This is a genomic window from Streptomyces sp. B3I8 (assembly GCF_030816915.1).
In the GTDB taxonomy this organism is placed as follows: domain Bacteria; phylum Actinomycetota; class Actinomycetes; order Streptomycetales; family Streptomycetaceae; genus Streptomyces.
Genome location: NZ_JAUSYN010000002.1, coordinates 3,765,824 through 3,780,094, shown reverse-complemented (window position 1 = coordinate 3,780,094; position 14,271 = coordinate 3,765,824). Strand labels below are relative to the sequence as shown.

The 14,271-nt window shown below is 72.9% G+C and carries 13 protein-coding genes; 6 read left to right on the top strand and 7 right to left on the bottom strand.

Annotated elements, in window-relative coordinates:
• Positions 1–49: 49 nt before the first annotated feature.
• The 5 genes from QFZ64_RS18915 to QFZ64_RS18895 form a co-directional block, all read right to left on the bottom strand.
• Positions 50–628: a Uma2 family endonuclease gene (locus QFZ64_RS18915; RefSeq protein WP_307067299.1), complete on the bottom strand. Its 579-nt coding sequence runs from the start codon at positions 626–628 to the stop codon at positions 50–52.
• Between the two features lie 80 nt (positions 629–708).
• Positions 709–1,860: a hypothetical protein gene (locus tag QFZ64_RS18910; protein WP_307067297.1), complete on the bottom strand. Its 1,152-nt coding sequence runs from the start codon at positions 1,858–1,860 to the stop codon at positions 709–711.
• A gap of 422 nt (positions 1,861–2,282) precedes the next feature.
• Entirely contained in the window at positions 2,283–2,942 is a 660-nt protein-coding gene (locus QFZ64_RS18905) for a DUF5063 domain-containing protein (RefSeq protein ID WP_307067295.1), read from the bottom strand.
• The gene (recR, locus tag QFZ64_RS18900) at positions 2,935–3,534 is read right to left on the bottom strand and encodes a recombination mediator RecR (RefSeq protein WP_307067292.1); all 600 of its coding nucleotides are present in this window, start codon (positions 3,532–3,534) and stop codon (positions 2,935–2,937) included. Before recR ends, QFZ64_RS18905 begins: the two co-directional genes overlap by 8 nt.
• A 118-nt stretch (positions 3,535–3,652) precedes the next feature.
• Positions 3,653–3,994, bottom strand: coding sequence for a YbaB/EbfC family nucleoid-associated protein (locus tag QFZ64_RS18895; RefSeq protein WP_307067290.1), 342 nt, complete (start codon positions 3,992–3,994; stop codon positions 3,653–3,655).
• Positions 3,995–4,293: 299 nt separating this feature from the next.
• Here QFZ64_RS18895 and QFZ64_RS18890 point away from each other — a divergent pair, with 299 nt between their 5' ends.
• The gene (locus tag QFZ64_RS18890; RefSeq protein WP_307067288.1) at positions 4,294–5,037 is read left to right on the top strand and encodes an SLATT domain-containing protein; all 744 of its coding nucleotides are present in this window, start codon (positions 4,294–4,296) and stop codon (positions 5,035–5,037) included.
• A 188-nt stretch (positions 5,038–5,225) separates the two neighbouring features.
• On the opposite strand, the gene QFZ64_RS18885 is transcribed toward QFZ64_RS18890, so the two are convergent.
• Positions 5,226–6,887 (bottom strand): serine/threonine-protein kinase, encoded by a 1,662-nt coding sequence (locus QFZ64_RS18885; protein WP_307067286.1) that lies wholly within the window; start codon positions 6,885–6,887, stop codon positions 5,226–5,228.
• Between the two features lie 415 nt (positions 6,888–7,302).
• On the opposite strand from QFZ64_RS18885, the gene QFZ64_RS18880 reads away from it, so the two are divergent.
• From QFZ64_RS18880 to QFZ64_RS18865, 4 genes are all read left to right on the top strand, one after another.
• A complete protein-coding gene (locus QFZ64_RS18880) occupies positions 7,303–8,064 on the top strand; it encodes a GntR family transcriptional regulator (RefSeq protein ID WP_307067284.1) in 762 nt (253 codons plus the stop codon).
• On the top strand, positions 8,061–10,613 hold the full coding sequence (locus QFZ64_RS18875) for a dolichyl-phosphate beta-glucosyltransferase (protein ID WP_307067282.1): 2,553 nt from the start codon (positions 8,061–8,063) through the stop codon (positions 10,611–10,613). The genes QFZ64_RS18880 and QFZ64_RS18875 overlap by 4 nt, the downstream gene beginning before the upstream one ends.
• A gap of 106 nt (positions 10,614–10,719) precedes the next feature.
• The gene (locus QFZ64_RS18870) at positions 10,720–11,370 is read left to right on the top strand and encodes a hypothetical protein (RefSeq protein WP_307067280.1); all 651 of its coding nucleotides are present in this window, start codon (positions 10,720–10,722) and stop codon (positions 11,368–11,370) included.
• 77 nt (positions 11,371–11,447) lie between these two features.
• Positions 11,448–11,720, top strand: coding sequence for a hypothetical protein (locus QFZ64_RS18865; protein ID WP_307067278.1), 273 nt, complete (start codon positions 11,448–11,450; stop codon positions 11,718–11,720).
• A 104-nt stretch (positions 11,721–11,824) separates the two neighbouring features.
• On the opposite strand, the gene QFZ64_RS18860 is transcribed toward QFZ64_RS18865, so the two are convergent.
• Positions 11,825–13,108, bottom strand: a complete 1,284-nt coding sequence (locus tag QFZ64_RS18860; protein ID WP_307067277.1) for an adenylosuccinate synthase — start codon at positions 13,106–13,108, stop codon at positions 11,825–11,827.
• Between the two features lie 189 nt (positions 13,109–13,297).
• On the opposite strand from QFZ64_RS18860, the gene QFZ64_RS18855 reads away from it, so the two are divergent.
• Entirely contained in the window at positions 13,298–14,257 is a 960-nt protein-coding gene (locus QFZ64_RS18855; RefSeq protein WP_307067274.1) for a diacylglycerol kinase, read from the top strand.
• Positions 14,258–14,271 lie beyond the last annotated feature (14 nt).

The following is a 14,271-nucleotide window of genomic DNA, read 5'->3' as shown; positions in this document are numbered from 1 at the left end:
GTCACAGTCACACTCGCGACCACAGCCGCAGCCGCCGGCACACGTCCACTCAGCTGACGAGATCCTTGAGCGGCCCGGTGTCGAGCGTGATCCCCACGGGGTCGGGCAGAGCGACGGCAGCGCCGAAGGGCAGCGTCTCCTGGTGTCGATACCGTCCGCCCTCCGGCTGGTTGAACACGACGACCGAGCAGTCGTCCCGGTCGATGAGCAGGTACACGGGGATTCCGGCGGCGGCGTGACCGTCGGGCTTCTCGACGCGGTCGCGCCGGTGGGTGTCGGAGTCGTGCGACGTGACCTCCACGGCCATGAGCACGCCCTCGGACTCGGACCAGTCGCCGTGCCCCGCCGGGAAACCGAACGGCGCGAGAACCCCGTCCGGACGCGCTCGCCCCTTGCGGTAGCCCTCCACCTTCATCCCCCGGTCACCGTAGAGCCACAGCTCGGGACGATGCTGCATGCAGAGCCTCTGCAGCCAGGCCACGATCTGGTCGTGGTCGCCATCGGTCACCGGCTTGACCTGGACCTTTCCCTTGATGAACTCCAGCCGCACGGTCTCCGGTGCACGGCGTTCCAGTTCCTCGAACTCCTCGACGGACATCTGCGGCCGGTATTCGGTCTCGGGGGTCATGGCGTCGCCTCCTCGACACCATGGTGCCCCGACCGGCGCCTTCCGCACGCGTGTGGTGCCCGCCTTCCCGCCCCCGGCCGTCACGGGTTCCAGCGCCTGGGCGGGAGGCCGTTCGCGATGCGGTCGCGGTTGTCGCGGTAGTGGTAGTGGACGCGGTCCTCGATGGGTACGGGGCGGAAGGTGTCGGGCACGGGGCCGCCCGTCCTCCGCTCCAGCTTCTTCCGCAGGAAGTACGCCGACGCGGTGCCCAGGTGGGCGAGCTCCTCGAAGCCCTTGACGATGTCCTCGTCGGACATCGCGTCGGCCTCCACCTCCCTGCGGCAGTCCTCGCAGATGCCCCGGTCGATCGTCACCGTGCGTTCGTCCTGGTCGCACGTGGCACAGGCCATGATCACCCGGGTCACCTTCGCGCGCGGTTCCCTCTTCTGCGGCGGCATCTTCGTCTCCAGTCGTCGTCGGGCGAATCCGCCCGGGTTGCTGACAGCGGGCGGGAGCCCTTCGGTCAGGGCTCGGGTGACGTCCTTGGGGCTCGCCCCGCGGGACAGCCACTGCTCGACCAGGGGCGCGAGGGAACGGCAGTCGCCTTCGGTGAGTGCCATACGGGCGTCGGCGGCACACACCCCGACGAGGACGCGGTACCCGGCACTCACCGGCTCCGCTTCCGGCTCGGGCACGGGCTCGGGTTCGGGTTCGTCCGGTCCGGCGGCAGACAACTCCGCGGCGACCGCGGGCTCGTCGATGACCGCGGACTCGTCGACGAACACAGGCTCCTCGGCGACCGCCTGCTCCTCGACCCGGGCGAGACCCGGCTCGTGGTCTGGGGTCACGTCCTTGCCGTGCCGCTCCCGTGCGAACCGCGCCCACCACTCGGCCGACCTGCGGGTACGCGACCAGTACGTGCGCGTGACCCACCGCATCGAGCCGCCCTCGGCGGTGATGTGTTCCTTGATCCAACGCAGATGGCCGGCCTCGGTGATCCGGGTCAGCGAGGTGCGCATCGCCCCCTGGCCGTACCGAGGATGCTCCGCCCCCAGCACCTTGTAGCTCATCGAACGGCCGGTGTCGAGGTGGTCGAGGAAGACGGCGATCTCGGCGTCACGCGGGAGCAGATGTGCGAAGTCGGCGTCCGCGTGCGGGTCTTCCTCACCCGCGGGGCGCTTTCCGTAACCCGAATTGGCCATCGGGTGGGACGGGGAGGGGAGGGCGGGACTAAGGTCGGCGTAGGCCACCATCGAAGGGTCTCGATTCGATGCGTAGGTCAGGCCCCGGATTGGTGTTCACAGCACCGCCGGGGCCGACTCATTTCGGTCGGTTGTCGCGAACCTAGAGCCGCCTCACGCACCGAAGCAAGCCGATCACGAAACGTCACTCTTACGAGGTACGCCGCCTCAAGTCACGTTCAGGCTTGGTCGGTTGGTATTTCAAACCAGACCAGAAAACCCAGAAAAACCCATGGGAAGAGCTCGAAGCCCGGAGCGTGGAGCGCGAGGCTCAAGCTCCGGGCCGACCTGCGGCGATGAACACCGACCGGGCGGCCGCCTGACCGCTCCGGGTCGGCGAGCCCGCTGAGCTGCCGACGCCGACCGCGCCCCACGTGGACGCGGCGGCGCTGCACCGGGCGGTGGTCCGGCCGTGCCGGTGAGCGGCGACCGGGTTACACGACCGGGCGGACGCCCAGCGGGGTGGCGATTTCCTCGACCATGACCTTGCCCGCCTCGAACTCCAGGGTCTCGTCGCCCATGGCCTGGTCGGTGTCCAGGCCGTCCAGCTCGTCCAGCGGCTGGTTGAGCCGGACGTGCGCGACCAGGGACTGCAGGGCGCGCAGGGTCGCCGAGGCCGTGGAGCCCCAGTTGGAGAAGTAGGAGAACTGCCACCACCACAGCGCCTCGGTGCTGCGGCCCGCACGGTAGTGGGCCATGCCGTGGCGCAGGTCGGCGATGACGTCGGCGAGGTCGTCGGAGATGCGGGCCGGGACCGGGGCCTTGCGGGGCTCGTAGGGGTCGAAGACCTCCGAGTAGACGTCCACCGGGTCCAGCATCCTGGCCAGGCGCTCGCGCAGGTCGTCGACGTCCGGTTCGGGGCCCGGGTCGGGCTCGTAGCGCTCCTCGGGGAGGAAGTCCGCGTGCGCGCCGAGCCGGCCGCCGGCCAGCAGGAGCTGGGAGACCTCCAGGAGGAGGAACGGCACGGCCGAGTCCGGCTCGTCGCCCCGGGCGACCTCGGTGACGGCGACCAGGAAGCTCTCGATCTGGTCGGCGACCTGGACCGCGAAGTCGTCCGGGTTCTGGGTCTTGGAGTGCAGCGTGGCGTCAGACATCTAGGAGTCGTCTCCCCTCGAAGGCGCGGCCGAGGGTGACCTCGTCCGCGTATTCCAGGTCGCCACCCACCGGGAGGCCGCTGGCCAGGCGGGTGACCTTGAGGCCCATGGGTTTGATCATCCGGGCGAGATACGTGGCGGTGGCCTCGCCCTCCAGATTGGGGTCCGTGGCGAGGATCAGCTCGCTGATCTCGCCGTCCGCCAGCCGGGCCAGCAGCTCCCGGATCCGCAGGTCGTCCGGGCCGACGCCCTCGATGGGGCTGATGGCGCCGCCCAGCACGTGGTACCGGCCGCGGAACTCGCGGGTGCGCTCGATGGCGACCACGTCCTTCGGCTCCTCCACCACGCAGATGACGGCCGGGTCGCGGCGGACGTCACGGCAGATACCGCACTTCTCCTCCTGCGCGACGTTCCCGCACACGGCGCAGAAGCGGACCTTGTCCTTCACTTCGAGCAGCGCGTGCGCGAGGCGGCGTACGTCGGTCGGCTCCGCCTGGAGGATGTGGAAGGCGATCCGCTGCGCGCTCTTGGGACCGACGCCGGGCAGCCGCCCCAGCTCGTCGATGAGGTCCTGGACCACGCCTTCGTACAACGGATGTGCCTTTCCATGTGAGCCCGGTACGAACGGTGCCGGGCTCGGTTCCTTGGTACGTACGGTAGTTGGCCGCCGTGCCTCTTAGTAGGGAGTCAGACGGGGCATAAGAGCGGCGTCAGAACGGCAGGCCGGGGATGCCGCCGCCGCCCAGGCCCTGGGCCAGCGGGCCGAGCTTCTGCTGCTGGAGGGTCTGCGCGTTCTCGTTGGCCGCCTGGACGGCCGCGACGACCAGGTCGGCCAGGGTCTCGGTGTCCTCCGGGTCCACCGCCTTCGGGTCGATCTTCAGCGCCCGCAGTTCGCCGGCACCGGTCACGGTCGCCTTCACCAGACCGCCGCCCGACTGCCCGTCGACCTCCGTGCGCGCCAGTTCCTCCTGGGCCTGGGCGAGGTCCTGCTGCATCTTCTGGGCCTGCTGCAGCAACTGCTGCATGTTGGGCTGGCCACCACCGGGGATCACGATCAGCTCCTGTTGTGTACGGCACGTGTACGCATGCGCGCGGCTCGTGGCCGCGTGCACGCGGCCCGTTTTCCGCTCGGCACGAGCCTACGTGCTCCCCGCCCCCCGCGCCCTGCCACTCTTTCGAGTGAAAAGAACAGGCGCCCTGAATCTGGCCAAGCACCCCTTCCTGGCGGATAAGCGGCGAAACCCTCTCTCCGGCACCCATGGGGCGGTAGGAAGGGGCGGTGCGCGCGGTGCGTCCGTCGCGCATCCGTCGTACGTGGGCCGTCCGTCGGTTGTCCAGGAGGGAGTGCCGGGTGAGTCAGCCGGGAACGCAGCCGGAGGGTCCGCACCGCAGCGGTCGGGACGAGGGGGCCGTACGGCCCTGGCCGGTCGATCTCGCCGGGCGGCCGTTCCCGCAGGGGGACTGGGGCGAACCGGCGGAACGGCTGCACGAGCTGTACGTGTGGGTGGAGCGCGGGGCCCTGGACACCGTCTCGTGGTACCTCGCGGACCGGATCGGCAAGCGGCGCGGGGCGCGGCTGCTGCGGGGCGGGGCGGCGGCGGGGGGCGTGTGCGGGGCGGCGCTGCCGCTGCTCGACGTCACCGGGGTCGCCGACGGGATGGTGCCGTGGGCGTATCTCGCGCTGCTGCTGGGCGCGGCGTGCGTGGCCGGGGACCGGTTCTTCGGCGTGACCTCCGGGTGGATGCGGGACGTGGCGACGGCGCAGGCGGTGCAGCGGCGGTTGCAGGCGTTGCAGTTCGACTGGGCGGCGGAGAGTGTGCGGGAGGTGCTCGGGCCGGCGGAGGGGACGGCGGCGGAGGCGGCGGAGCGGTGTCTGGGGGTGCTGCGGGGGTTCGCGGAGGATGTGGGGGAGCTGGTGCGGGGGGAGACGGCGGGGTGGATGGTGGAGTTCCGGGGGGTGGGGGTCGCCGCGCGGGGGGATGGGGGCGGGGGGTCGGCCCGGGTGGACGCGGCGCCGGGGACGGGCGTCCGGGCGCCGTTGCCTCCGGCTCGGGCCCATATGCCGCGGCAACGTCCGCCGGAGCCGCGTGGGTAGTCGTTCCTGGTTTTTCTCGCCCCCGCCGCCCCTGCCCTTCCCGTCCCGGGGCTCCGCCCCCGGACCCCCGGAAAGATCGCGCGGTTCCCCGCGCCCCTGAGGGGGGCGAGGGGCTGTGTCGATGTGCGGCTTAGCCGCGTGGGCGCGAGCAACCCCCCGCTCACCCGCACCCGCACCCGCCCACGAGGTCACCCCTTCCGCGCGTACGTCAGCGCGTTGCCGTCCGTCGTCGTGCGGCGGAGGCGGCCGTCCGGGAGGAGGGCCAGCTCCGTCGCGGCCCCCGGCGTGCACGACGCCGCCGGTCTCCCGACCGTCACCGTCGACGGCCCGATCGACACCGGCCCACCCGCCACCGGCTTCGCCGCCAGCTTCGCCGTGAACACACAGTGGTACCGCCCGGTCCCCGCCGGCCCCTCCGCCGTCAGCGTCAGCACCCGCTCCCCCACGTGTCCCTGCCGCACGACCAGCCGCCGCGTACTGTGCCCGTTCGCGTTGTCGATGCGCGCCGTCCACGTCCCGACGTAGCCGCGCGGGACCGCTCCGCCCTGCGGGGAGTTCGACCCGGTCGTGGGGGACGCCGACGCCGTACCCCCGTGGAGGCCCCGGCCGCCGCTGTCGCTCCCGCCCCGCATCACCGCCAGCACCGCCCCGCCGGCTCCCAGCGCGACGACCACCGCCACGGCGACCAGCGCGACCGTCGCCCGCCGACTGCTCCGCGGCGCCGGCGGAACGGGCGCGGGCACCGGCCGGCCCCCGTACGGGGACGGCACCGGCCCGCTCCCGTACGGCGACGGCGGTGGCCCGAACGCCGGGTACGCCCCCGCGGGCGTACCCCCGGCCCCGGGCCCAGCCCCGGGCCCTGTCCCGGCGGGCCCGCCCACCACCTGCGTGGGCGTCCGCCCCACCTCCCCCGCACCCGTGTCCACCGGCCCCGGGCTCTCCACCTCCAGCAACCGCACCGCATGCCGCCCGAGCTGCGCCACCAGCGCCCCCGGCAGCCACGGCTCCCGCGTCCGCCCGCCGGTCAGCGTGTCCTCGGCCCCCGTGCGGGCCAGCACCTCCGCCGGCGAGGGCCGCCGCGCCGGGTCCTTGTGCAGGCAGTCCCGCACCAGCCCGGCCAGCCCCTGAGGCACCTTCGTCAGGTCCGGCTCCTCCTGCGCGATGCGGAACATCAGCGCGTGCGCCCCGCTGTCCGCCGCGCCGAACGGGAGTGCGCCGGTGGCCGCGTACGCGAGCAGCGTGCCGAGGCAGAAGACGTCGCAGGCCGGGGTGATCCGGTCCCCGCGCACCTGTTCGGGCGCCATGAACCCGGGCGAGCCGACCAGCGCGCCCGCCCGCGTGAGGCCCTCGTCGCCCGCCGTCTCCAGTGCCCGCGCGATGCCGAAGTCGATGACGCGCGGCCCGTCGATCGTGACCAGCACGTTGGACGGCTTGAGGTCGCGGTGGACGAGGCCCGCCGCGTGGATGTCCCGCAGGGCGCCCGCGAGCCCGGCCGCGAGGTAGCGCACCGAGCTCTCCGGCAGGGGCCCGTGGTCGCGGCCCACCACGCTCTCCAGGGACGGCCCGGCGACGTACCCGGTGGCCACCCACGGGACCTCGGCCTCGGTGTCCGCGTCGAGGACCGGCGCGGTCCAGTCCCCGCCGACCCGGCGGGCCGCCCCGACCTCCTGGCGGAACCGCGCCCGGAACTCCTCCCGCTCCGCCAGGTCCCGCCGCACGAGTTTCACGGCGACCGTGCGGCCCCGGTCGGACCGGGCCAGGTACACCTGCCCCATGCCCCCGGCGCCGAGCCGCGCCAGCAGCCGATAGCCCCCGATGACCTGTGGATCGTCCGCCCCGAGCTGCTCCACCGCCGCACCGTCCTCCCCTCGGCGCCACCGCGCGCGCCCGTGCCCCGAACCCGGCCCGAGAATAGTGCCGGCGCGGTTCACGACCCTCCCGGCCCCGGCTCCGGTTCCCGCCCGCACCCGACCGTGACCGGCTCGGCACACTGTCACGCACCGCGTCCCGCACCCCCACGCACCGGAACCCGCACCCGGACCCCTCACCCCGCGTCCCACACCCCCGCACCCCGCGGCGGGACCGCGCTCGCCCCACGCCCGCCCCGCGGGCGCCGCCGCACCCGCCCCCTCCGGCCACCCGTCCGGCGTAAGGTGACGTGCTCGGAGAAAGGTGCGTGCCTCGCGCGTACGTACGTTTCGCGGACGCACGTCCCCCGCGCGCACTCCGCGCGCGTACCCTCACGCGGATGGGAGCGAGGCCAGCATGCCCGGCATCGGCGGCAACGGCGCCGTAACCCGCAGCACCCTCCGGCAGCAGCTCGCGGACGCCCTCCGCGACGAGGTGCTGGCCGGCCGGCTCCAGCCGGGGCAGGAGTTCACGGTCAAGGAGATCGCCGAGCAGTACGGCGTCTCGGCCACCCCCGTCCGCGAGGCGCTGGTCGACCTGTCCGCGCAGGGGCTGCTGGACGCGGCGCAGCACCGCGGCTTCGCGGTGCGCGCGTACTCCCCGGCGGACCACCGGAGCATGCTCCAGGCCCGCGCCCTGGTCACCGACGGCATCTTCCGCCGGCTCACGGCCACCGGCTTCGACCCGGACGCCGACCCCCGCACGGCCGGCACGCTCGCCGGGGTGCGGCGGCGCGGTGAGGAGGCCCGGCGCGCGGCCGCGGCGGGCGACCTCGGCGTGCTCGTCGGCTACGACGTCCGCTTCTGGCGCGAGCTCGGCGAGCTGTACGGCAACGTCCACCTCACCGACTTCCTGCACCGGCTGCGCGTGCAGACCTGGGCGTGCACGGTGCAGTTGCTGCGCCGGGCGGGCGCCACCGGCGGACCGGGCGCCACCGGCGGACCGCCGGACCCCGGCCGCCCTCCGGGGGCGCCCGTGCCGCACGGGCTGTTCTGGACCGGTTACACCGACCTCGTCGACGCGCTCGCCCGGCGCGACCCGGCCGGCGCGCACTCCGTCGTCACCGCGTACGACACGCATTCCCTGGCCCTGCTGGAACGGCTGGCGGCCGTCGGATGAGCCGGACCGCCGCCCAGGACGTCATAGAGGACATGTCGGCCACCTCCATCGACCTGACGGTCGTCGTGCCCGCGTACAACGAGGAAGAGCGCCTGGCGCCCACGTTGGACGCGATCGTCACGTATCTGAGCAGGACCGCCGGCGCCGGGAACGGCGCGGACCCCCACGCGTGGGAGATCGTCGTCGTGGACGACGGCTCCACCGACGCGACCGGCGAGGTCGTGGCCGGGGCCGCCGCCCGCGAACCGCGCATACGCCTGGTGAGCAGCCCCGGCAACCGGGGCAAGGGCAACGCGCTGCGGCTCGGCGTGCTCGCCTCCCGGGGCCGCCGGGTGCTGGTCACCGACGCCGACCTGGCCGCGCCCATCGAGGAGCTGGACCGGCTGGACAAGGCGCTCACCGACGGCCACGCGGCCGCCATCGGCTCCCGCGCCACCGCCGGCGCCACGATCGAACGGCACCAGCACCGGATACGGGAACTGCTCGGCCGGGCCGGGAACGTGCTGATACGCCAGGTCGCCGTCCCCGGCATCCGGGACACCCAGTGCGGCTTCAAGCTGTTCGACGGCGACCGGGCGCGCGAGGCGTTCGCCGCCTCCCGGCTCGACGGCTGGGGCATCGACGTGGAGATCCTCCAGCACTTCCGCCGCTCCGGCTGGCCGGTCGCCGAGGTTCCGGTGCGCTGGTCGCACCAGCCCGGCTCGAAGGTGCGCCCGCTGGACTACGGGCGCATGCTCGCCGAACTCGCGGTCCTCAGGGTGCGCGCGACGCGCCCGGCCGACCTGCTGGTGCCGGTGCTGTTCCTGCTGCTGTCCTTCGCGCTGTACTCCGGCCGCTGGGCCGACCCCGGCCACCGCTATCTGCCCGACTCCCTCCAGGACCAGAACCAGTGGGAGTGGTTCTTCGCGGTCACCGCCGACAACGTCAGTCACTTGCGCAACCCCCTCTTCACCACCCTCCAGGGCTTCCCGGACGGCGTGAACCTCATGGCCAACACGGTCATGCTGGGGCTGAGCGTGCCGTTCGCCCCGCTCACTCTGTGGCTGGGGCCCGCGGTGTCGCTGGCGCTGGTGATGACACTGGGTCTCGCGGCGACGGCCACCGCCTGGTACCGGCTGATCGTGAAGCGGGTCGTACGGCACCGGGGCGCGGCCTTCGCCGGGGCGGCGCTCGCCACGTTCGCGCCGCCGATGGTCAGCCACGCCAACGCGCACCCCAACTTCGTCGTGCTGTTCATGATCCCGCTGATGATCGACCGGGCGCTGCGGCTGTGCGTGGGGACCCGAGTGGGGCACGACGGGATCGTGCTCGGCGTGATGACGGCATACCAGATCTACCTGGGCGAGGAGCCGCTGCTGCTCACCTCGCTGGGTCTTGTGCTGTTCGCGGGCACGTACGCCGCCCTGCGCCCGGACGTGGCACGGGCGGCGTGGCGGCCGCTGGCGAAGGGGCTCGGCATCGCGGTGGCTGTCTGTCTGCCGCTGGTGTCGTTCGCGCTGTACTGGCAGTTCTTCGGGCCGCAGAGCTACAAGAGCGTGCTGCACGGCGACAACGCGGGCAACAGCCCGCTCGCCCTGCTCGCCTTCGCCGAGCGCTCGCTGGCGGGCGACGCGGACCACGCCAACGCGCTGTCGCTGAACCCGACCGAGCAGAACGCCTTCTACGGCTGGCCACTGGCGCTGCTCGCGCTCGGCATCGTCGTACGGCTGTGGGACAGGGCGCTGGTCAAGGCGCTGGCGGTGACGGCGGCGGGGGCGGCGCTGCTGTCGCTCGGGCCCGAGGTGCGCGTCCCGCTGACGGACACCACCCTGCCGGGGCCGTGGAAGCTGCTCGCGCACCGGCCGCTGTTCGAGTCGGTGATCGAGGGGCGCGTGGCGATGGTGTGCGCGCCGGCGCTCGGCATGCTGCTCGCGCTGGCACTGGAGCGCCTGGTGCCGGAACGCCTGGCGCCGGAACCGGTGGCCGGGACGTCCATCCGCGTCCTCACGGGCGCCCGGCTCGTCGGCCTGGCGGCCGTCGTCGCCGCACTGCTGCCGATCGTCCCGGCACCGCTGAGGACGGTCCCGCGCGAGAAGGTCCCGGCGTTCATCGCGGACGGCACCTACAAGTCGTACGTCCGCGAGGGCGAGAGCCTGGTGCCGGTGCCGCTGCCCGACCCGGGGTACGCGGAGGCGCTGCACTGGCAGACCGCCGCCCACCTCGGCTTCAAGCTGCCGGGCGGCTACTTCAACGGCCCCTGGGGCCCCGACCGCATCGGCATCTACGGCGCCGTCCCGCGCGCCACCTCCAACCTCTTCAGCGACGTCCGCAACAGCGGCACCGCGCCCGACCTGGAGATCCGGAGCTGGCGGCAGCAGGCGCGGGCCGACTTCGCGTACTGGAAGGCGGGCGTGCTGGTGCTGGCCCCCCAGGCAGGCGACGAGGCGCTGCGCAAGACCGTGCAGGACCTGACCGGCGACCCCGGTACGTGGGTGGGCGGGGTGTGGGTGTGGGACCTGGACGGGAAGGGCACCATAACGACCCGGCCGGGCGGCGACGCCCGACCCTGACCGCACACCCTTCGTTAGGCTTTGCCAGGGCTCCCGCATCCTTGCCGAACCCCTGCCGAAGGCCCTCCGAAGGACCGTCCCCCCTTTGATCACGAGGAGTTCCCCGTTGGCCTGTGACCTCTGGCTGGTCCCGCTCGTCGACGTGCTGTGCCACACCCCGGACAACCCCTTCGCCGAGGAACTCGCGCTCTACGACAAGGCGCTCGCCGAGGCCGGAATGGGCCCGGTGCCGGTGTACCAGTACATGCCGGGGCTGTCCGGGGACGTCGCCCCGGTCGCGGGCTTCGACTACGACGCCCTGCACTTCCTGCGCCGGGCGTACCTGCTCCAGGTGTGCGGGCTCGCGGTGACACCGGTGGACGAACTGGGCGGCGACTACGAGCAGTTGCTGGAGATGTTCGAGACGAACGCCCAGCGCTCGCACCTGGTCTGGCACTACGACCACGCGGGGGCGTACGTCCCCGTGGACTTCCCCGTCCCGCTGTCCAACGACGAACTCCTCGCAGGCGGCGGCCCCTTGGGCTCCTCGCTCACCCTGCTGCGCGAACTGGAGGCGGTGGCCCCGGCGATCGGCATCGACCCGGCCAACCCCCCGGCCGCGCCCCAGCCCCCGCCGGGCCCCACGGACCTGGAGGAGCCGGCCCCCGCGCCCCCCTACGACCCCAGCCCCTTCGCCCGCGAACGCCACGTCTGGCTCGGCCTCCACGCGGCGGCGACCCGGAGCCTGGCCCAGGGCTCGATGATCGTCTTCAGCTGAGACGGTGATTTGTCACTCGACGTGTTTGTCCAGTTACTCTCCCGGTCGGCTGATAGGCGCAGGGGGAAGGAGGCATCATGACGGTGATGGCTGAGCGACCGATGACAATGACCGGCACCGATCCCCACAGCTTCGAGGGCATGCTGCACACCCTCGACGACCTGAACGTGCCGGTCGGCTTCAAGGCCGAGATCGTCAGGGGGAACATCGTCTTCTGGGGCCCGTACGCGAAGGGCTACGAGTGCCGCCTCACCAAGCCGTTCGGCGAGAAGCTCCCCCTCCCCGAGCCGTTCGACTGCGTCCTCGACACGACCGGCTTCCACGCCCCGCAGGAGCCCGAGCAGGGCTGACGGGTTGTGCACCCGGCGACGGCTCGGCCGCTGAACGCGGGAGCCGGTGACCGACAACCACTGCTGTCGGTCACCGGCTCCCGCGGGAAAGCGCGGTGGACGGCTCAGATGAACGAGTTGACCTGGATCGTCTCCGTGCGGCCCGGGCCGACGCCGATGGCGGAGATCGGGGCGCCGGACATCTCCTCCAGGGCCTTCACGTAGTCCTGCGCGTTCTTCGGGAGGTCGGCGAAGGTCTTGGCCTTGGTGATGTCCTCGGACCAGCCGGGGAGCGTCTCGTAGATCGGCTTCGCGTGGTGGAAGTCGGTCTGCGAGTACGGGAGTTCCTCGACGCGCCTGCCGTCGATCTCGTAGGCCACGCAGACCGGGATGCGCTCCCAGCCGGTGAGGACGTCGAGCTTGGTGAGGAAGAAGTCGGTCAGGCCGTTGACGCGGGTCGCGTAGCGGGCGATGACCGCGTCGAACCAGCCGCAGCGGCGGTCGCGGCCCGTGGTGACGCCCCGCTCGCCGCCGATGCGGCGCAGTGCCTCGCCGTCCTCGTCGAACAGTTCGGTCGGGAAGGGGCCGGAGCCGACGCGGGTGGTGTACGCCTTGAGGATGCCGATGACCCGGGTGATCTTCGTGGGGCCGACGCCGGTGCCGGTGCAGGCGCCGCCCGCGGTCGGGTTGGACGAGGTCACGAAGGGGTACGTGCCGTGGTCGATGTCGAGCAGCGTGCCCTGGCCACCCTCGAAGAGGACGACCTTGCCCTCGTCGAGCGCGTCGTTCAGCACCAGGGTGGTGTCGGAGACGTACGGCTTGAGGCGGTCCGCGTGGGTGAGCAGTTCCGTGACGGCCTGGTCGACGGCGATCGCGCGGCGGTTGTAGAGCTTGGTGAGGATCTGGTTCTTGACGTCGAGCGCCGCCTCGACCTTCTGGGTCAGGATCGACTCGTCGTACAGGTCCTGCACCCGGATGCCGACGCGGTTGATCTTGTCGGCGTAGGTGGGGCCGATGCCGCGGCCGGTGGTGCCGATCTTGCGCTTGCCGAGGAACCGCTCCGTCACCTTGTCGACGGTCACGTTGTACGGCGTGATGAGGTGCGCATTACCGCTGATCAGGAGCTTGGACGTGTCGACGCCTCGCTCGTTCAGCCCGTTCAGCTCGGAGAACAGGACCGACGGGTCGATGACGACGCCGTTGCCGATGACCGGAGTGCACTCCGGGGTGAGGATTCCGGAAGGGAGGAGGTGGAGCGCGTACTTCTGGTCGCCCACGACGACCGTGTGGCCGGCGTTGTTGCCGCCCTGGTAACGCACCACATAGTCCACGGAGCCACCGAGCAGGTCGGTCGCCTTTCCCTTGCCTTCGTCACCCCACTGAGCACCGAGCAGCACAAGTGCGGGCACGCGCGTACACCCCTTCCGGGCGGGGCATGTCCAAGGTCGGGGGCGTGCACGGCACCACCATGTGCCGCGCACCCCGGCGACCTTGTGTGGCCGCGCACCGTCGGACCCGGATGCCCCGGTATAGACGAAGCCCCTGGCGCAATAGCGCAAGGGGCTCTTGCACAAAGATGCTACCCGAGGAAGCGAGGCATGGCCGAGGTGGCGACTACCGCGATGACTTCCGCGTCCCCTTCCGCGACGTCCGAACAGCTCCTGGTGGTCGTGGACGCGGCCGCCCGGCGCACCGACGGGGAGTCCGTACGGATCGCGAAGGACGTGCTCAGCGCGGGGGCGGCCACCAAGGTGTGCCTGCCGGACGGGCCCGAGGAGTTCGCCCGGGCGCTGCTGCGGCGGGGCGCGCGCCGGCCGGTGGTGGTGGGCGACGACCGGGCGCTGCTGCGGACGGTGGCCCTGCTGCACCGGCGGCGGGAGCTGGCCGGGTGCGCGCTGTCCATGGTGCCGGTGGGCGGCCCGGTCGCGCTGGCGCGGTCCCTGGGGCTGCCGGGGAGCGCGGTGGCGGCGGCGCGGGCGGTGCTGGACGGGCGCGAGCGGCGGCTCGACCTGTTGGTGGACGACAGCGACGGGGTGGTGCTGGGGGGTGTGCGCATCCCGTCCGGGGCCGGGACCGGAGCCGGGGGCTTCCCCGGGGACGGCGGGCCGGAGGACGGATGGGGGTTCGGGGCGGAGGCGGCGGGAGGCGCGGGGAGAGGCGCGGCGGGGGGCCGGCCGCGGCCCTGGCTGCGGACCTGCCGCTCCCTGGTGCGCACGCTCGCGGCCCGGCCGGCCCGGTCCGGCGGCGGGGACCCGCAGCGGCTGCGGGTGGAGGTCGACGGCGAGACGGTGGTGGACCTGGACCAGCCGCTGGAGTCGGTGTCGGTGAGACCCGGCGGCGCGGGGGGTCTCGTCACCGTGGAGCTGCGGCCGGTGTCCCCGGGCGCGGCGGTGGAGACGCTGCGGGCGACGGGGCGCCGGGTCACGGTGTCCGGCGCGGACTTCCACTACCGCGCCGACGACACGGTGCTCTGCGGCCCGGTACGGACCCGCACGTGGGAGGCACGGGAGGGCGCGTGGGGGCTGACGTTGCCGTCGGTGTCGCCTCGGGGCGGGTGACGGGCCGGTGCGCC